Annotated in this window: 18 protein-coding genes; 9 read left to right on the top strand and 9 right to left on the bottom strand. The window is 61.6% G+C overall.

Going from position 1 to position 16699, the window contains the following annotated elements; translation table 11 throughout:
- Positions 1-3: 3 nt before the first annotated feature.
- The 7 genes from ACYPXD_RS08860 to ACYPXD_RS08830 all read left to right on the top strand — a co-directional run bounded on the left by ACYPXD_RS08860 (position 4) and on the right by ACYPXD_RS08830 (position 5559).
- The gene (locus ACYPXD_RS08860) at positions 4-669 is read left to right on the top strand and encodes a cysteine hydrolase family protein (protein WP_459709864.1); all 666 of its coding nucleotides are present in this window, start codon (positions 4-6) and stop codon (positions 667-669) included.
- Between the two features lie 8 nt (positions 670-677).
- Positions 678-1076 carry an oxalurate catabolism protein HpxZ gene (hpxZ, locus tag ACYPXD_RS08855; protein WP_459709860.1) on the top strand — a complete coding sequence of 133 codons (399 nt, stop codon included), beginning with the start codon at positions 678-680 and terminating at the stop codon, positions 1074-1076.
- A gap of 36 nt (positions 1077-1112) precedes the next feature.
- Positions 1113-1862, top strand: a complete 750-nt coding sequence (locus ACYPXD_RS08850; protein ID WP_459709857.1) for a GntR family transcriptional regulator — start codon at positions 1113-1115, stop codon at positions 1860-1862.
- Positions 1863-2015: 153 nt separating this feature from the next.
- Positions 2016-2945, top strand: a complete 930-nt coding sequence (gene ku, locus ACYPXD_RS08845; protein WP_459709853.1) for a non-homologous end joining protein Ku — start codon at positions 2016-2018, stop codon at positions 2943-2945.
- Positions 2942-3784 (top strand): tetratricopeptide repeat protein, encoded by an 843-nt coding sequence (locus ACYPXD_RS08840; protein ID WP_459709850.1) that lies wholly within the window; start codon positions 2942-2944, stop codon positions 3782-3784. Before ku ends, ACYPXD_RS08840 begins: the two co-directional genes overlap by 4 nt.
- A gap of 128 nt (positions 3785-3912) precedes the next feature.
- Complete coding sequence (locus ACYPXD_RS08835; protein ID WP_459709847.1) at positions 3913-4254, top strand: hypothetical protein; 342 nt, start codon at positions 3913-3915, stop codon at positions 4252-4254.
- 171 nt (positions 4255-4425) lie between these two features.
- Entirely contained in the window at positions 4426-5559 is a 1134-nt protein-coding gene (locus tag ACYPXD_RS08830; RefSeq protein ID WP_459709844.1) for a porin, read from the top strand.
- A 53-nt stretch (positions 5560-5612) separates the two neighbouring features.
- On the opposite strand, the gene ACYPXD_RS08825 is transcribed toward ACYPXD_RS08830, so the two are convergent.
- The 7 genes from ACYPXD_RS08825 to ACYPXD_RS08795 form a co-directional block, all read right to left on the bottom strand.
- A complete protein-coding gene (locus tag ACYPXD_RS08825; RefSeq protein WP_459709842.1) occupies positions 5613-6407 on the bottom strand; it encodes an IclR family transcriptional regulator in 795 nt (264 codons plus the stop codon).
- A 31-nt stretch (positions 6408-6438) separates the two neighbouring features.
- Positions 6439-7371, bottom strand: coding sequence for an SMP-30/gluconolactonase/LRE family protein (locus tag ACYPXD_RS08820; protein ID WP_459709839.1), 933 nt, complete (start codon positions 7369-7371; stop codon positions 6439-6441).
- Complete coding sequence (locus ACYPXD_RS08815) at positions 7368-8204, bottom strand: citryl-CoA lyase (RefSeq protein WP_459709837.1); 837 nt, start codon at positions 8202-8204, stop codon at positions 7368-7370. The genes ACYPXD_RS08820 and ACYPXD_RS08815 overlap by 4 nt, the downstream gene beginning before the upstream one ends.
- 29 nt (positions 8205-8233) lie before the next feature.
- Complete coding sequence (locus ACYPXD_RS08810; protein WP_459709835.1) at positions 8234-9691, bottom strand: MFS transporter; 1458 nt, start codon at positions 9689-9691, stop codon at positions 8234-8236.
- Between the two features lie 44 nt (positions 9692-9735).
- Positions 9736-10947, bottom strand: coding sequence for a CaiB/BaiF CoA transferase family protein (locus ACYPXD_RS08805; protein WP_459709833.1), 1212 nt, complete (start codon positions 10945-10947; stop codon positions 9736-9738).
- Between the two features lie 205 nt (positions 10948-11152).
- Positions 11153-12730: an aldehyde dehydrogenase (NADP(+)) gene (locus tag ACYPXD_RS08800; RefSeq protein WP_459709831.1), complete on the bottom strand. Its 1578-nt coding sequence runs from the start codon at positions 12728-12730 to the stop codon at positions 11153-11155.
- 18 nt (positions 12731-12748) lie between these two features.
- Entirely contained in the window at positions 12749-13384 is a 636-nt protein-coding gene (locus ACYPXD_RS08795) for a cysteine hydrolase family protein (protein WP_459709829.1), read from the bottom strand.
- Between the two features lie 107 nt (positions 13385-13491).
- Here ACYPXD_RS08795 and ACYPXD_RS08790 point away from each other — a divergent pair, with 107 nt between their 5' ends.
- Positions 13492-14184: a winged helix-turn-helix transcriptional regulator gene (locus tag ACYPXD_RS08790; RefSeq protein WP_459709824.1), complete on the top strand. Its 693-nt coding sequence runs from the start codon at positions 13492-13494 to the stop codon at positions 14182-14184.
- A gap of 78 nt (positions 14185-14262) precedes the next feature.
- On the opposite strand, the gene yghU is transcribed toward ACYPXD_RS08790, so the two are convergent.
- Both yghU and ACYPXD_RS08780 read right to left on the bottom strand, forming a co-directional pair.
- Positions 14263-15138 carry a glutathione-dependent disulfide-bond oxidoreductase gene (gene yghU / locus ACYPXD_RS08785; protein ID WP_459709821.1) on the bottom strand — a complete coding sequence of 292 codons (876 nt, stop codon included), beginning with the start codon at positions 15136-15138 and terminating at the stop codon, positions 14263-14265.
- Between the two features lie 116 nt (positions 15139-15254).
- A complete protein-coding gene (locus ACYPXD_RS08780) occupies positions 15255-15932 on the bottom strand; it encodes a dihydrofolate reductase family protein (protein WP_459709817.1) in 678 nt (225 codons plus the stop codon).
- A 157-nt stretch (positions 15933-16089) separates the two neighbouring features.
- On the opposite strand from ACYPXD_RS08780, the gene ACYPXD_RS08775 reads away from it, so the two are divergent.
- Complete coding sequence (locus ACYPXD_RS08775; protein WP_459709815.1) at positions 16090-16659, top strand: TetR/AcrR family transcriptional regulator; 570 nt, start codon at positions 16090-16092, stop codon at positions 16657-16659.
- Positions 16660-16699 lie beyond the last annotated feature (40 nt).

Raw genomic sequence — 16699 nt, 5'->3', positions numbered from 1 at the left:
GCGATGCAAACGGTGAGCGGCGCGCAACCTTTTCCGTTTCATTTCGATCCGCACCGCAGCGCGCTTGTCGTGATCGACATGCAACGTGACTTTATCGAGCCAGGCGGTTTCGGCGAGGCGCTCGGCAACGACGTGTCGCTGCTCGCCTCGATCGTGCCGACGGTCGCGGCGCTGCTCGAGCATGCGCGGGCGCAGGGTTGGCTTGTCGTACACACGCGCGAGTCGCACGCACCGGATCTGTCCGATTGCCCTCCGGCCAAGCGCGCGCGCGGCGCGCCGCTTGCCCGCATCGGCGATCAGGGGCCGATGGGCCGGATACTGGTGCGCGGAGAGCCGGGCAACGCAATTGTCGATGCGCTTGCGCCGGCCCGCGGCGAGATCGTCATCGACAAGCCGGGCAAGGGCGCGTTCTATGCGACGCGCCTTGCGGAGGAACTGGCGTTACGGTCGGTGACTCACCTGATTTTCGCCGGTGTGACGACCGAAGTCTGCGTACAGACGACGATGCGCGAAGCGAACGACCGTGGCTACGAGTGCCTGCTGATCGAAGATGCGACGGCGAGCTACATTCCGGCGTTCAAGGAGGCGACGCTTGCGATGATGCGTTCGCAGGGAGCGATCGTCGGCTGGACGGCGACGCTTGCGAACCTGATGGAGGCAAAAGGATGACGGTTTCGATGAGCGAGTTGAATCGCCCGGACGTGATTGCGCAAGTCACGGCGGCGTTCGATGCCTATGAGCGCGCACTGGTCGACAACGATATCGCGACCATGAATGCGCTTTTCTGGCACGCGCGGCAAACCGTGCGCTATGGCATTGCCGAGGTGCAGCACGGCGGCGACGCGATCCGGCGCTGGCGCGAGACATGCGCGCCCGTGCCGCGCTCACGGCGTCTTCATCGCACGGTCGTGACGACATACGGTGACGATCACGCGACGGTGAGCACGGAATTCACCAGCGACGAGACGCCGCTCCTCGGGCGGCAGATGCAGACGTGGGTGCGTTTCGACACAGGCGGCGCGTTCGGCGGCTGGACGATCGTGGCCGCTCACGTCAGCCTGATCGATGCACGCTGATGCGACGCGATCGGGCCTATGAACGGCGGTGCGCACATGGCTGAGTTATCGGGTTGGCCGCTGCTCGCCGATGACGAGCATCCCGCGTCGGAAAAGGCCGCGTCTCGCGCGAATCCGCTCGCGGAGGAGGTCTATCAGCGGCTCAAGCACGACGTCTTCAGTTTCCGGCTCTTTCCCGGCGACCGCTTCTCGGAGAACGATATCGCGCAATACTACGGCGTGTCGCGCACACCGATGCGCGATGCGCTGTTCCGTCTTGCGCGCGAAGGCTACCTCGAAGTCGGATTCCGGCGCGGCTGGAAAGTGGCCGCGGTCGATTTCGAGCGGCTCGATCAGCTATACGACTTGCGTATCGTGCTCGAAGTCGCCGCGCTCGAGCGACTCACGATGAATGAGGCCACGCATCCGGTGCTCGGCGAACTCGATCGGATATGGTGCGTTGCCGAACCGGATCGCACCAGCGATGCGATCGATATGTTCCGGATGGACGAGCAGTTTCATCGCGGGCTTGTCAGGGCCGCGGGCAATCTCGAGATGCTGCGCGTTCATGACGAAGTGACCGAGCGTATCCGTATCGTACGGCGTCTTGATTTTCTGAAGCCGCATCGCACCACCGCGACATATGACGAGCATGCGGCGATTCTTCACCTTATCGAGCGCGGCAAACTGACCGAGGCACGGATCATGCTGAGCGCGCATATCACGCAAAGCAAGCTCGAGGTGCGCAAGATTACGTTGTCCATGCTGACATCGGCGCGGGACAGCAAATTGCCGTTCGTGACGTAGCGTACGTTGCCGCGGAACCGACGAAACCCTCAGCGGTGCTATTCTTTCGGAATCGGCCTCGTTTCGGGGTTGAACCGGTGCCGCCCGCCGTGACGCGGGCTGGTGTTGCCGTTCGAAGCCGGCGCGCTCGTGCCGGTTCATGAGGAGAAGCCCATGCCTGCGCGCTCGATCGCATCGCTTTCTCTGTCTTTCGGTCTCGTTTCAATACCTGTCAAGCTGTACTCCGCGACCGAAAGTTCGGCGGACGTCCGCTTCAATCTGCTTGCGCCGGACGGCTCGCGGGTCAAGCAGCAGTACATTTCCGAGGCGAGTGGCCAGATCGTCGAGCGCGGCGCGATGAACAAGGGCTACGAGTTTGAAAAGGACCGATTCGTCGTATTTACCGCGGACGAGTTGAAGGCGCTCGAGGATAGCGCGAGCCACGTGGTCGAGATTGTCGCGTTCATTCCTGAAAAGTCCGTCGATCCGCTTTACTACGACAAGGCGTATTTCATTGCGCCCGATAAACGCGGCGGCAAGCCCTATAGCTTGCTCCAGCAGGCGCTGCTCGAAAGTCAGCGCGGTGCGCTGGCCAAGTGGGCATCGAAGGGCAAAACACATATTGTGCTGATCCGCCCCGCCGAAGACGGCCTTATTTTCCAGCAATTACTGTATGCCGATGAAGTTCGCTCGCTGGCCGATTTGCATATCGAGCACCTGCCGGTGTCCGCGGCGGAACTCAAGCTCGCACTGCAGATTATCGAGCAGGGAACTGAAGATCGGTACGACCCGGGTGCGTACGAGAACGAGGAGAAGAAGCGCATTCTCGCCGCGATCGACCGGAAGATCGAGGGCAAGGAGATCGTATCGAACGAACCGGTGGAAAGCGAGTCCGGCGGCCAGGTGATCGACCTGATGGAAGCGTTGCGAGCGAGTCTGTCGAAAGGCGGCGGCGCGCGGCAAAAGCCGTCTGCGCGTAAGGTGGCGGAACAGGCAGAGGTTACCGAAATACCTGCGCCGCGCGCGAGGAAGCCCGCGCAGCGCGCGGCGAAGGCGCCCGCTGCTGCCGCTCCTGCTCCCGCCAGGGTCCGCGCTCGCAAGTGAAGCAGAAGAACAATCGCCACGACATCTCGGTACGCAAGCTCCAGTCGTTGCTCGGGGTATCGCGCAGCGTGCTCGCGGGCTTGATCGACGAGGGCTTCGTTACGCCAACGCGTGGGCCGCGCAACGAATTGCGCTTTACGTTTCAGGATGTCGTGCTTCTGCGTACCGCGTTTCAGCTGCAATCGGCGCGGATTTCTTCGCGCAAGATTCTTGCGGCGCTTGCGCGTTTGCGTGCGCAATTGCCCGATGAGATTCCGCTTTCCGGCATACGCGTGAGTGCGCTCGGCAACACGATCATGGTCAGGACCGGCCCGTCGCAGTGGGATGCGAATACAGGGCAGCTCGCGTTCGATTTCGAGGTTGCGGATATTAAAGGCGATGTGGTGTTTCTCGATGCGTCGCCCTCGAAGAAGGATGCGCGCGCACAGGCGCACGAATGGTATGCGCTTGCGGATCAACTGGCGGCGGACGGCGAGGGCGGCGAGGCAGAGCAGGCTTATCGCAGGGCGCTGGCGGTTTCGCCTTTGCCGTTCTACGGCGCTTATGTCGATCTGGGTGTGCTGCTGTGCGAGGACGAAGGGCGTTGTCATGATGCGTTAGCCGTCTTTGACGAAGCGATCGGGTACTTTCCTGAAGACGCGGTTCTCCACTTCAATCGCGCGGTTGCGTTTGAACTGCTTGGGAAGCTCAAGGATGCCGAGCAAAGCTACGCGCGGTGTCTCGAGATCAACCCGGGTTATGCCGATGCGCATCACAATCTCGCGCTCGTTAAGGAGCAGCTTGGCGACAAGCAGGGGCTGGTCCGGCATATGAGTGCTTATCGGAAGCTGAGTAGTTGATTTCCGACTCGGGCGTGCGATTCCTGGCGGCGCCTTCTCACCTCATTCCCTGCCGCAACGCATTGTAGAAATTCCTGCACGCTAAATCAGCGCGTTCGTAGATTCGAAACCCGTTTCTCTGGATATGTTTGACGTACCTGTTCACCACAGGGGACAACGAACAACGAATCTGGACAGGCCGTCCCGCCGTGTCATATGTGAACTCGATGTCGTTGCCGTCCGCGGCCTTGTCGGTCGGCAGATTTCCCGACGCATCCCACGTCGAGGCGGCGATGCCGGGGAAGATTCGCGCGTTCGTCTATGACGCGGCGGGCAACCCGACTGGCGTCAGCGAGTTGACGACCGACGATCCGACCGGCGCGCGCGGGTTCGATGCGTCGACGGCAAGCGCTCTTCACCAACCCGCCTTTATAAAATCTTTTCAAAAACCCCTCAACTCTTTTGATGATCCGCTGAGGCAACCTGCATAGAATCGTCGGGCTGTAGGTGCCGAAGCGGACCTCACGCAAGGATGGCCCACTCTCGCGGTCGTACGGGGCGGCCTTTCGTTGAACACGCTTGTCAAATAAGCCGGGCGTTATCCGGTCATCCTGCTGTATCCGGAGCGACGCGCGCCCGGCTTCATTTCTGTTGGGGATTCAGTGAAAAAGAAAATTATCGGCGCAGCTGCTTTGTCCGTCTTTGCCGTGGCGGCTCATGCGCAAAGCAGCGTCACGCTTTATGGTTTGATCGACACCGGTATCGTCTATACGAACAACCAGGGCGGCAGCAGCGCGTTCCAGGAACAAAGCAGCCTGCTGTCGAATGAAGTCTGGGGCCTGAAAGGCAGCGAAGACCTCGGCAATAACCTGCATGCGATCTTCCGCCTCGAAAACGGCTTCAATATCCAGAACGGCAAGACCACTTACGCGAACACGATCTTCGGCCGCCAGGCCTTCGTCGGCCTTCAGCACGACCAGTACGGCACGCTGACGCTCGGCCGCCAGTACGACCCCGTCGTCGACATGCTCGGCCCGATCGCGCTCGCCAACAACGGCGACGGCAATAACCTCGCCGCGCACCCGTTCGACAACGACAACGTCGACGACTCGTTCTACATCGACAACTCCGTCAAATATGTCAGCCCGACGTTCCACGGGCTCACGGGCGAAGCGCTGTACGGCTTCAGCAATACCGCCGGCGGCTTCTCGGACAATCGCGCCTACAGCTTCGGCCTCACATACAGCATCGGTCCGATCAACCTCGCCGCGGCTTATTTGCAGCTCAACAACGGTTCGCTCAACGGCGCCGGCGCAGTATCGAACAACGACTTCGTCAATTTCCCCGCTGCACGTCAGCGCGTGATGGGCGTGGGCGGCAACTATACGATCGGCCCGGCCGTCGTCGGCCTGCTGTGGACGCATACGCTGTTCGACAATACGCAGCCCGGTGCGAACTCGGTGATCCAGCAACCGTTCGATACGCTGCACTTCGACAACTACGAAGTCAACGTGCACTATGCGGTGACGCCGGCGATTTCGCTGGCCGGTGCCTACACGTTCACGCAAGGCGCGTTTAGCGGCGCGACCGGTTCAGCCGATCCGAAGTGGCATCAGGTCACGCTGATGGCCGACTACTCGCTCAGCAAGCGCACGGATGTCTATGTGGAAGGTGTCTACCAGCATGCGTACGGTGCGGAAGGCTCGGCGTTTGAAGGCGCATTTATCAATGGCCTTGCGCAGTCTTCAACCGGCAATCAGGTGGCGGCGACCATCGGTATGCGCACGCGCTTCTAACACACCGAGCGCCGGGAGCCTCAAAGGCCGTCGTGCGCTCGGCTTGCGCGTGGTTACTTTTGCCGGCTGCGCGCCTTCTTGCCATCGATCAATGCGAGCGCGGCGCGCAGCGGTTCTGCGTCGCCGCCGAGCAACTCGCTCGCTTTGATCGACGATTCGAGCATCGACGCGCGCATGCCCTTGAGCAAGGTCCCGTCGACGCGCGGGCGCGGGCCGGCTAGCGTGAATGAGCCCGCGAGCGGTGGAGCGGCGGAGAACACCGGCGTCGAAATGCCGGCCGTTTCGCTGTCACGTTCGCCGATCGAAATGTAATAACCGTCGCGGCGAATCCGTTCGTATAGCTCGCCGCGGGCGCCGCTGAATGCGTTCAGCACGCGCCCGCCCGAGCCTTTTTCCATCGGCAGCACATCGCCTTCGCGAACGTGGTCGCGAATCGTATGCGTCGTATCGACCCGATGCAGGCACACGCGCAAATCCTGACGCCGCACATAGAACGACACGCTTTCGTTGCATTCGTCGCGCAACGCGCGCATCAACGGCAAGACGACATCGGCCAGTTGCAGGCCGCGCTGATAGAGCGCGCCTAGTTGCAGCGCGGCAGGGCCGATCAGATAACGCCCGTCGTCGGAGCGCAACAGCATACGGTGATGCGTCAGCGACGCAATCAGCCGCAGAATCGTGCTTTTATAGAGGCCGGTTCGCGCCGCGAGTTCGGCAAGCGACAGTCCCTTGTCGTCAGGGCGGAACGCGAACAGGATGGCGAAAGCCCGATCGAGCGCGGCGACGCCGTCGGGGGAAGGCGAGGGCGGCGCAGTTGCATCGTCGGACGCGCGGCTGGAAGAAGCCATGAGTAGCGAAAGAAACGATAACGGCGCAATTCTACGCCGGCCGGGCGGCCGCGCTGCCCGCGACCGCGCCGCGCGTGCTCCAGTCCGCGCGCAACACCGAGCCGGTGCTCGAATCGGTGATGAAGAGCGTGCGCTGTTCGGGGCCGCCGAAAGTCACGTTCGTGATCGTGCGTCCCGCGCACGATTCGATTTTGGCGAGCGGCTCGCCATGCGGATTCAGCACGAATACCGCGCCAAGCGATGCGTGCGCGACGAACAGATTGCCGTCCGTGTCCATGGTTAGCCCATCGGGACCGCTAGTGCCATAGAACTGCGCGAACCGGCCAACCTTGCTCGTGCTGCCGTCCGGCAGCAGCGGCAGACGCCAGACCGCATTATCGCGCGTCATCGCGACAAAGAGCACTTTTTCCTTGCCGTCGAGCACGAGTCCGTTCGGGCTCGGGCCATTGTCGATCAGGCAGTCGAGACGTCCTTCAGCGGTCAAGCGAAACACGCGTCCAGTCGGATCGTGCAGGCCCGTTTGCCCCTGGTCCGTGAAATAGATGTCGCCGTTACGCGCGACGATCAGATCGTTGACGCCCTTGAAGCGCTCGCTATTGCGCCGCGCCAGCAGCGGTTTCACTTCGCCTTGCGCGGGATCGAGCTTCATCACGCCGTTTTTGTAGTCGGCCACGATCAACTGGTGCTGCGGATGCCATGCGAGTCCGTTCGGCTCGCCGTCGTAAGCGGCAATCGCGCGCCATTCGAGCGACGGTGTGATCTGGAAAATGCGGCCATGCGGAATATCGACGATATACAGATTACCGTGCGGATCGAAGCACGGTCCTTCAATAAAGCAATCGACCGGTTCGCCGCCTTTGTTTGCGCGCGACCATTCGGATACCACACCGTGTTTGCGCAGCGCATCCGGCATCGCCGTATGCACTGCCGTTTTGATGACCGGCGGCACCGCATTCCAGCTCATTGCTTCTCTCCGTCGAGGTGGCGCTCGGCAGCGCCCGTGTATCGATACGGCATCTGGCGCGGCATCGGCCCCTTGTTGCGCTCGGCGCGGCCACGCTGTTCCCATGCATGCGACAGAATGCCGACCGCGCGCGACAGGCAGAAAACGCCGCGCGCCAGCTCGGACTCGAAGCCGAGTTCCGCGTAGATCACGCCGGTTGCGCCGTCGATATTCATCGGAATCGTGCGGCCTTTGCGTGTTTTGAGCAACGCTTCGATGCCGCGCCCGATTGTGGCGTAACGGCCGGATACGATCTTGTCCGCGGCTGCTTCGTCGACCAGTTGCAGCAGGCGGCCCGCGCGCGGATCGATTGGATGGAAGCGATGACCGAAGCCCGGCAGATATTTGCCATGTGCGGCGTTAAACGCGTTGACTTCTTTTTCGACGGCTTCTTCAAGCGTCGTGCCTTGCGCTTGAGTACGCTCGATTGCATGAAACAGTTCGACCGCCTGCTGCCCGGCGCCGCCGTGGACGTCGTCGAGCGTGTTGAGCGCGGACGCCATTGCGCCGTTCAACGGCAGCCCGCAGCTGACCGCCATCCGCGAAATCGCAATCGACGGCGCATGCGGTCCATGATCGACCGACGCGACAAGCGCCGCTTCGAGCAGACGCGCTTCGCCGTCTTTCGGCAACTCGCCGCGCAGCATCAGCCAGATCATTTGCGGAAAGCTGATCGTGCCGATCAGTTCCTGAATCGGGTAGCCGCGTACCTTGATCGAGCCCGGATGAATATCGACGATCGATGTGCTCCAGTAGTCGGCGGCGAGTGCGGCGAAATCCTGCGGAGAAGTCATGGCGAAAAAATCCCTCGGCGATGCGTTGTTCAGCGATTGATGTCTTCGAGCGCGAGCCCTTTCGTGCGCGGTCCCATGATGCCGATCAGCAGCATCACGAACACCATGCATCCGGTGATCATGTAAAACACGCCTGTCGCGCCGAATTCGCGCAGGCAGAACGCAACGATAAAACCGGAAAAGATCGCACTCAGGCGGCTCCACGAATAAACGAAGCCGATGGCGCGCGCGCGGACTTCGGTTGGATAGAGCTCGGATTGATACGTCTGGAACGAATAAGTCAGCACGGTGAGCGCAAGGTTCATGCAGAAGCCGAAGACGATCAACCCCACCGTACCCGTCTGGTGCGCGAATGCGAGGCCGAATGCGGCCGCCACGCCAGATGCGCCGACAAGGCTCCATTTGCGCTCGATACGGTCTGCAAAGAAGAAGAACAGCGCCGGCCCGAGCGGCAATGCGATCGACATCAGGAACGAGTACTGCAAGCTATGAACAAGGCCGATGCCCTTGCTCGTCAGCAGCGACGGCACCCAGTTGCTGAAACCGTAGAAGCCGATCACCTGCACCGCGTTGAACAGCGACATCATGATCGTGCGTTTCAGATACGGTGCTTTGAGGATGTCGCGAAAGCGCCGCTCGACGGTGGGCGCGGCATGTTCGTGCGGCACGGGCGGCGGCAATGCGCGGCCGTACTGTCGTTCGACGACCTGTTCGATCTGCTTCGTCGCGCGTTCCGCTTCAGCCAGACGACCGCGCGAGACAAGCCAGCGCGGGCTTTCCGGAATGCCGAGGCGGATGATCCAGATCAGCGCCGCGCCGATTGCGCCCGCGAGCACGACCCAGCGCCAGCCGTCGAAGCCGAACGGCCGCTGCGGGACGAGCCACCACGACATCAGCGCGACAATCGGCACGGCGAGATAGGGAACGACCTGCGTGATCGCGAAGGCGCGCCCGCGCAAGTCTTTCGGCATCAGTTCGGCAACGTATGTGTTGATCGTCACCATTTCGATGCCGAGCCCGATGCCGGCCAGCAAACGGAACAGATTCACTTCGGCGGCGCTATGCTGGAACGCCATCAGCACGCTTGCGGCCGTATAGCCGAGCAAGGCAACCACGAATATCTTGCGGCGTCCAAAACGATCCGCGAGAAAGCCAAGGCCCATCGTGCCGATAAAGAGCCCGATAAACGTTGCGGCGACGAATGCGGCGATGCTGTTCATGGCGAAGATCGACGTCGACGTTTTCACAAACAGGCCGCTTTCCGTCAGGCCGGGCGCGATATAGCCGGTCATGAACAGATCGTAGAACTCGAAGCTGCCGCCCAGCGACAGCAGGAATACGATGGTCCAGATATGGCGCGTGGCAGGCAGCCGGTCGAGGCGGGCGACGATATCGCGCGCGGCAATATCGCGCTCGGTTTCGGCCCGCACGCTCGAAGTGGTTCGTGCGGGCTCGTGAATGGCGCCCGCGGTCAATGTCTGTTTCATGTCTGCCTCCAGTCTCCGGTCGGGTTTTGTTTGGCGTGCGACGATCAGATCGCGCCTTCGTTTTTCAGCCGCGCGATCGCATCCGCGTCCAGTCCCAACTGCTGCAGATGCGTCTGCGTATGCTCCGACAAGTAGGGCGCGCGTCTGGCGGGACCGCCTTCGACGGTCTCTCCACGCGCATCGAGAAAGCGATAGCCGGCACGCGTGACGCGCTGCACGCGCTCGCCATCGGGCAATTCGTGGATGAATTGCCGGCCGGCGACTTGCGCCTGCGAGACCGCTTCGGGAACGCTCAATACCAATCCCGCCGGCACACCGACGGCGGTCAACCGCGCTTCCCAACTGGCCGCGCTGTCGTTGCGCAGCGCGGTTTCGATTTCGTGCTTCAGTTCGGCGCGATGGCGCTTGCGTGTGTCGCGCTCGCGAAAGCGCTCGTCTTGTGCGAGTTCCGGCCGGCCGATCGCGTTGCATAGCGCGACAAACTGTTTGGTTTCGTTCGCTGCAATGTTGAGCTTACCGTCGCCGCAGTCGAAGGTGCCCGACGGGGCGGCCGTGAAATTTTCGTTGCCCATCGGCTTCGGTTCGACGCCGGCGTTCAGGTAGTTCGAGACGACCCAGCCCATGGTCGACAGCGACGCTTCAAGCATCGACACATCGATGATGCGTCCTTCGCCCGTGCGTTGCGCCGCGAGCACGGCGGCGCAGATCGCGAGCGCCGCGCTGATGCCGCCGACGGTATCGGTGACCGGATAGCCGACGCGCAGCGGCGCCGAATCGGCGTCGCCGGTCACGCTCATGGCGCCGGACATGCCCTGGATAATCTGATCGTAAGCAGGACGATGCGCTAGCGGTCCGTCGCTGCCGAAGCCGGAAATCGCGCAATAGACGAGGCGCGGATTCAATTCGAGCAGCGACGTCGCACCCAGACCGAGGCGATCCATCACGCCGGGGCGGTAGTTTTCGACGAGCACGTCGGCGTCGCGCACGAGCTTGCGCAGGATGTCCTTTGCCGCGTCGTGCTTCAGGTTCAGCGTGATCGATTCCTTACCCGCGTTGACCGCGACGAACGACGCACCCATGTTGCGTGCGGACGCGCCCGGGTCCGCGCCCAGGCGGCGCGCGAGATCGCCGCCGTCGGGGTTTTCGATCTTGATCACATGGGCGCCCAGCAGTGCGAGCTGATAGGTGCAGAAAGGCCCGGACAGGACATTAGACAGGTCCAGTACGCGGATGCCCGAGAGGGGAAGGGCGGTCATTGCGGAGACATTTCCTTGAGGCTTCGTGTCGTTCTATCTAACAGAACGACGTTCTGTAATTGCGTTGGCTGAATCGTAGGTCGCGCGCACACGCCGCAGAATTCGGGATTACCCGTATTTGCGGTGGCGGGTCGAGGGGATGGGGCAGATGTGAAAAAGGCCGCGTATGCGACGCGGCCTTTGAGGACTTCAAGATTTCAGCGCTTCAAGCCTTCGAAAGCTCACCGTCGGTGACGCGCCATAAGCCGAGCGGATTGTCACGCTTCAACGCCTCCGGCAAAAGCTCGTCCGGAAAGCCCTGATAGCTGACAGGCCGCAGAAAGCGCTCGATCGAACTCATGCCCACAGAAGTGAAGCGGCTATCGGACGTCGCGGGAAACGGCCCGCCGTGAATCGACGCATACGACACCTCTTGCGGATGCGAGAATGCGTTGATCACAATGCGCCCCGTGCGACGCTCCAGTATCGGCAGCAGGCGTGTGGCAAGCGAGTGATCTTCGCTGTCGATCTGCATCGTTGCTGAAAGCTGCCCGCGAAACTGCTTCGCAATCTCGATCAATTGCCCGGCGTCTTTCACGCGCACGAGCAACGCAGCCGGACCGAACACTTCTTCGGATAGCGAAGGTTGTTCGAGCATGCGCGCGCCATCTACTTCGAAGAGGAACGATTGTCCGTCCCACTTTCCTTGCGGCGTGCCGCCCTCGGCGATGCGCTCGGCACCGGCGTCGCGTTGCCGTTTAACGTTATTCCGATACGCGGTCGCGATTCCCGGCGTCAGCATCGTGCGTGCCGACATCGCACCGACGCGCGCGATCATCGCTTGCTTCAGTTCGTCGAAGCCGGGGCCGTCGATCGCGAGCAGGATGGCGGGCTTCAGGCACGCTTGCCCGACGGTGACGAGCATGCGCTCGGTAAAGCCATCGCCGATCGCGCCGCCGCGCGCCGCGAGCGCGGACGGGAGCACGAAAGTCGGATTGACGCTCGTCATTTCCGTGAAGACCGGGATTGGATCGGGGCGTTGTTGCGCGCGCCGGAATAGCGCCATGCCGCCAGCCTCCGAGCCCGTGAACGTGACGCCTTTGATTAGCGGATGATCGACGAGGGCCTCGCCGATTTCATTCCCCCCGCCACGCACCATTGAAAACACGCCTTCATGCAGGCCCGAATCTTTGACGGCTTGCTGAATGACGCGTGCCTGCAGTTCCGATGCACCCGGATGCGCATTGTGTGCCTTCAGGATCACGGGCGCGCCGGCGGCGAGCGCCGATGCGGTGTCGCCGCCCGCGACCGAATACGAAACTGGAAAGTTGCTCGCGCCGAAGATTGCGACCGGGCCGAGCGCGATCTTCTGCATGCGGTGATCCATCCGCGCGCGCGGTTGCCGTTCCGGCTGAGCGGGGTCGATCGTCGCGTTGCGAAAGCGTCCTTGACGCACGACAGTCGCGAACTGCCGGAACTGCGTTGCCGCCTTCGCGGTTTCGGCTTCAAGCTGCGCGGCGGGCAGCCCCGTTTCGAGCGATGCGCGTTGCGCAAGCTCCGGTTGAATCGCGTCGAGTCCATCGGCGATACGTTCGAGGAACGCCGCACGTTGCGCGAGACTCGTATGGTTGTAGCTGTCGAAGGCGTCGTCGGCGAGGCGCGCCGCGCGATCGACTTCGGCTGCACCGCCGAATGCGAACGACGGCTCGATTTCCGCGTTGGTGGCCGGGTTCAGCGCTTTCATCGTGCCGGCCGTGGCGGCCACTTCCCGGGCGCCGATCAGCAGATTGCCAGTGAGTGTCATGTTCGATCTCCTAGCGATTCACGCGGAACGCGCGGCAGGAAGCGCCGCGATCAGCTCGGCCGTCGTGAGAATTTCATGCGCGAAGGTCGGGCCGTTCAGTTCGTGCGCGGCGTGCATCATCTCGCGCGTGAACGCGGCGGTGGCATCGCGCACGAGCGTCACGTGATAGCCGAGCTCCATCGCGAAGCGGCTCGTCGATTCGATGCACGTGTTAGCGAGCAGGCCAATCGCGATCACATGGGTCACGCCTTGCTGCTTGAGCTGGAAATCGAGGTCGGTATTGGCAAAACCGCTTTGTGCCCAGTGCTCGTGAATGATGATGTCGCCGTCGTGCGGCACGAAATCCGGATGCCATTCGCCGCCCCACGAACCCTTCGCGAACGTTTGGCGCTTCTGGACGAGCCGCTGCGTCGGATTCGGATGATCCCAGTTCTCGTAGTCGCCTGGTTGCCAGCGGCGATGCGGCACATAGAACACCTGAATGCCCGCCTTGCGGGCGGCGGCGACGATTGCGCGCAGGTTGTCGAGCAGCCCCACGTCTTTGGCGATCGACTCGATCATCGGGAATATCTTGCCGCCGTGCGACAGGAAGTCGTTGTACGGATCCACCAGCAGCAGACCGGTGCGCTCCGCGCGATACACAGTGCCAGCCATTTTCGTTTCTCCTTTCGGAAAGTGTGCGAACAGGTACACGTCTCGCAGTCGGCGCCGGGCTGCTTCAGTTCTGACGAATCCGTGACGTCTCACGTCTCGTGACGATGATGGCAATTTATCACTATGAAAATCATATGGTCAAGCTCGGTGCGGGTTTCGAGGTACCGTTAGAGACAAGCAGACGGCGCCACGCATTGTGGCCGGAGGCCCGTCCAGCCGTCTTCCATGGATGCACGAACGCGAGATCAATGTGTTACTATGAAATTAATAGTTTCAGCGGGAGAAGGATTGTGGCGCGCATTGCAGACGGGAAACCAGACACCGTATGCCCAGTCGCACGGTCGCTCGATATCGTCGGCGACAAGTGGACGGTGCTGGTGCTCAGGGAGTTGTATATGGGCGTATCGCGGTTCGAGGAACTGCAGATTCAAACCGAAGCGACGCCGCAAATGCTGGCAGGGCGCTTGAAGGCGCTCGAGGCGGATGGAATGATCGAGCGGCATCCTTACAACGAGAAGCCGCTGCGGTACGAATATCGTTTGACGCGCAAGGGATGGGCGTTCTATCCGGTCATCTACGCGCTGCGGGCGTGGGGCGAGGGATGGTGCAAGGACGAAAGCGAGGGCGTCGCGGTGCGATTTGTTCATTGCGAGTGCGGCGCCGATGTCGGGCTTGCGAATGTATGCCCGAATTGCGGCGCGCCGGTGACGCGGAACGATTTGCAGCCCGTTGTGAGCGGCCATTACGCGAAAGAGCGTGAAGAACGGCGCGTTGCGTTCAAGAGCCGGCAGCAGGAGTGAATGCGGCAATGGCACGAAGGCGCTTGCTTCGAATGCCATTGCATCGCATGGGGTCGAAATATATCGAGCGTTAGTGCGTCAGGTTTGCGCGGACAACTTGTCTTGCGTGCGCGTCTCGAAGTCGGACGCGTCGTGACGTTCGTGCAACTGGCTCGAGGGATCGCCCGAAATACGGTTGACCATGCGCCCGCGCTGCACGGCCGGGCGTTTGTCGATTACATCGGCCCAGCGTTGCACGTTTTTATAGTCGCTTGCCGAAAGGAATTCGGCTGCATTGTAAAGCCGGTTTTTAACGAGGCCGCCATACCAAGGCCAGATTGCGATATCGGCAATCGTGTACTCGCTGCCGGCCACGTACTCGTTTTCCGCGAGGCGTTTATCCAGCACATCGAGCAGGCGCTTGGTTTCCATGGTGAAGCGGTCGATCGGGTATTCCATTTTCGACGGCGCATACGCATAGAAATGGCCGAAACCGCCGCCCACATACGGAGCGCTGCCCATCTGCCAGAACAGCCACGACATGCACTCGGCGCGTTTGGCCGGGTCTTTCGGCAGAAACTCGCCAAACTTTTCCGCGAGATACAGCACAATCGCGCCGGACTCGAATACCCGCACAGGCGCCGGGCCGCTGCGATCGACGAGCGCGGGAATCTTCGAATTCGGATTGATGTCGACAAAGCCGCTGCCGAACTGGTCGCTGTTGTTGATTCTGATGAGCCACGCATCGTACTCGGCGCCGCGATGACCGCGGGCCAGCAGTTCTTCGAGCATCACCGTGACCTTGACGCCATTCGGTGTGCCTTGCGAATAGAGCTGCAGCGGATGCTTGCCGACAGGTAAGGGCTTGTCGTGCGTCGACCCGGAGACGGGGCGATTGATGCTGGCGAAATGGCCGCCGTTTTCCCTGGACCATGTCCAGACTTTCGGCGGTTCGTACTCGGATGAGGGGGGCATTGTTTAAAGTCTCCTTACTATCCCGTTCGGGCCTTCAGGCCTTCAGGCAGATGTGCGGCTCAAGCTTAGCAAATCGCCGGATAACGCGCTGAAAGCCAATCAGGCGCGAACGGGATCTACCGGGATGCGCTGCCATAGCGCAGCCACACCACGTCGTTATCGAGCCGCTCGACGGAATCGAGCCGCAGATACGCAGGCTTTTGCCACTTTTCCATCGATACTTCGAACGAAGACGTGTGCGCCTCGCGGCCGTCGACGAGCGGTATCACGAGCACGCTGACTTCATCGACAAGTCCTGCATTGACGAATGCGCCGGACACGTGGCCGCCGCCTTCGACGATCAGCTTGCGTATCTTCAGCTCGCGCTCGAGCGTATCGACGACGCGCTTCAGTTCGATATCGTCGCGGCCGCCGAACAGATACGACGCGCCGATCGATTGCAGGTGCGCAAGGTAATCATCGTTCACACTTTCGGAAAGCACTTCCACGATGTGCGAATCGAGCGCGGTGTCGCTTTTCCACGCAACGCGTCCCTGTGGATCGATCGAAATCGCATATTGGCTCGCATCGCGTCGGGCAAAACGGTCGGTGCGCGCAATAGGCTGCTGCGCAAGGCCGCGCGGATAGTCGCCGCCGTGCGCAATTTCCTGCATCGTCACGCGGCCGCAGGCCCACGCGTCGGCCTTGAAGCTTGCAGCGGTTTCTTCATAGCAGGGGCTTGCGAAATCGAGGTGCCAGCCATCGGTCAGGCTGCGACCGTCGAGCGACGACATCATGTGACAGACGATATGCATGGTTTCTCCAGAAAAGCCGTTGAATGCCGCATTCAGATACGGGAGATCAGAACAGCACCGTGATTCGCAATTACTATGCCGCGCCGATTGGATGGTATATATAATCTAAGCAACGGGGGCATGGAGAACCCGGAAATTTGTTTGGAGATAGCAGGCAATGAGAAAGTCAAGACTGGAGACCGCAGAAACGCGGCAGCGGATCGTCGAAGCCGCGTCCAGCAAGTTCCGTCTGCAGGGTATCGGCAGTACGGGCCTTGCGGACTTCATGGGAGAGGCCGGGCTTACGCACGGCGGCTTTTACAAGCACTTTTCATCGAAGGACCAGGTCGTGCAGGAGTCGGTCGCGCTCGCTGCCGATGCCCTGCAGGAAACGCTCGAATCCGCCGTGGCGGCCACGCCCGCGAATCGTGGCGTCAAAGCGATTGTCGATCGCTATCTGTCGCCCGAGCACCTTCAGAACGTCGTCGACGGTTGCCCATTCGTTGCGCTGTCGGGCGAACTCGCGCGCGGCACCGAAGAGGTCCGTCAGGTCGCCACCCATTCGCTCGTCGATCTCGCCGAACTGATCGCCTCGCAACTGACCGACATGCCGGCGGCCGCGGCGCGAAAGAAGGCGTGGGTCATGCTGTCGACGATGATCGGCGCGATGAGCGTTGCGCGCATGGTCAACGACGAAGCGCTGTCCGCATCGATTTTGCGCGAGGCGCGCAAGTCGCTGGTTTCGTGAAGCATGTACAAAGGGGCTTCGACGATTCGAAGCCCCTTTG

It is taken from the genome of Paraburkholderia sp. 2C, from assembly GCF_054589215.1.
Note: the sequence above shows the minus strand (reverse complement) of the source record. Positions and strands in the feature narration are given on the sequence as shown.

Excerpts from the sequence above, each read along its gene's own strand:
- ACYPXD_RS08860 (WP_459709864.1), top strand. The coding sequence starts at position 4 with ATGCAAACGGTGAGCGGCGCGCAACCTTTTCCGTTTCATTTCGATCCG.
- hpxZ (WP_459709860.1), top strand. The coding sequence starts at position 678 with ATGAGCGAGTTGAATCGCCCGGACGTGATTGCGCAAGTCACGGCGGCG.
- ACYPXD_RS08850 (WP_459709857.1), top strand. The coding sequence starts at position 1,113 with ATGGCTGAGTTATCGGGTTGGCCGCTGCTCGCCGATGACGAGCATCCC.
- ku (WP_459709853.1), top strand. The coding sequence starts at position 2,016 with ATGCCTGCGCGCTCGATCGCATCGCTTTCTCTGTCTTTCGGTCTCGTT.
- ACYPXD_RS08825 (WP_459709842.1), bottom strand. The coding sequence starts at position 6,407 with ATGGCTTCTTCCAGCCGCGCGTCCGACGATGCAACTGCGCCGCCCTCG.
- ACYPXD_RS08820 (WP_459709839.1), bottom strand. The coding sequence starts at position 7,371 with ATGAGCTGGAATGCGGTGCCGCCGGTCATCAAAACGGCAGTGCATACG.
- ACYPXD_RS08815 (WP_459709837.1), bottom strand. The coding sequence starts at position 8,204 with ATGACTTCTCCGCAGGATTTCGCCGCACTCGCCGCCGACTACTGGAGC.
- ACYPXD_RS08810 (WP_459709835.1), bottom strand. The coding sequence starts at position 9,691 with ATGAAACAGACATTGACCGCGGGCGCCATTCACGAGCCCGCACGAACC.
- ACYPXD_RS08805 (WP_459709833.1), bottom strand. The coding sequence starts at position 10,947 with ATGACCGCCCTTCCCCTCTCGGGCATCCGCGTACTGGACCTGTCTAAT.
- ACYPXD_RS08800 (WP_459709831.1), bottom strand. The coding sequence starts at position 12,730 with ATGACACTCACTGGCAATCTGCTGATCGGCGCCCGGGAAGTGGCCGCC.
- ACYPXD_RS08795 (WP_459709829.1), bottom strand. The coding sequence starts at position 13,384 with ATGGCTGGCACTGTGTATCGCGCGGAGCGCACCGGTCTGCTGCTGGTG.
- ACYPXD_RS08790 (WP_459709824.1), top strand. The coding sequence starts at position 13,492 with ATGGCAATTTATCACTATGAAAATCATATGGTCAAGCTCGGTGCGGGT.
- yghU (WP_459709821.1), bottom strand. The coding sequence starts at position 15,138 with ATGCCCCCCTCATCCGAGTACGAACCGCCGAAAGTCTGGACATGGTCC.
- ACYPXD_RS08780 (WP_459709817.1), bottom strand. The coding sequence starts at position 15,932 with ATGCATATCGTCTGTCACATGATGTCGTCGCTCGACGGTCGCAGCCTG.
- ACYPXD_RS08775 (WP_459709815.1), top strand. The coding sequence starts at position 16,090 with ATGAGAAAGTCAAGACTGGAGACCGCAGAAACGCGGCAGCGGATCGTC.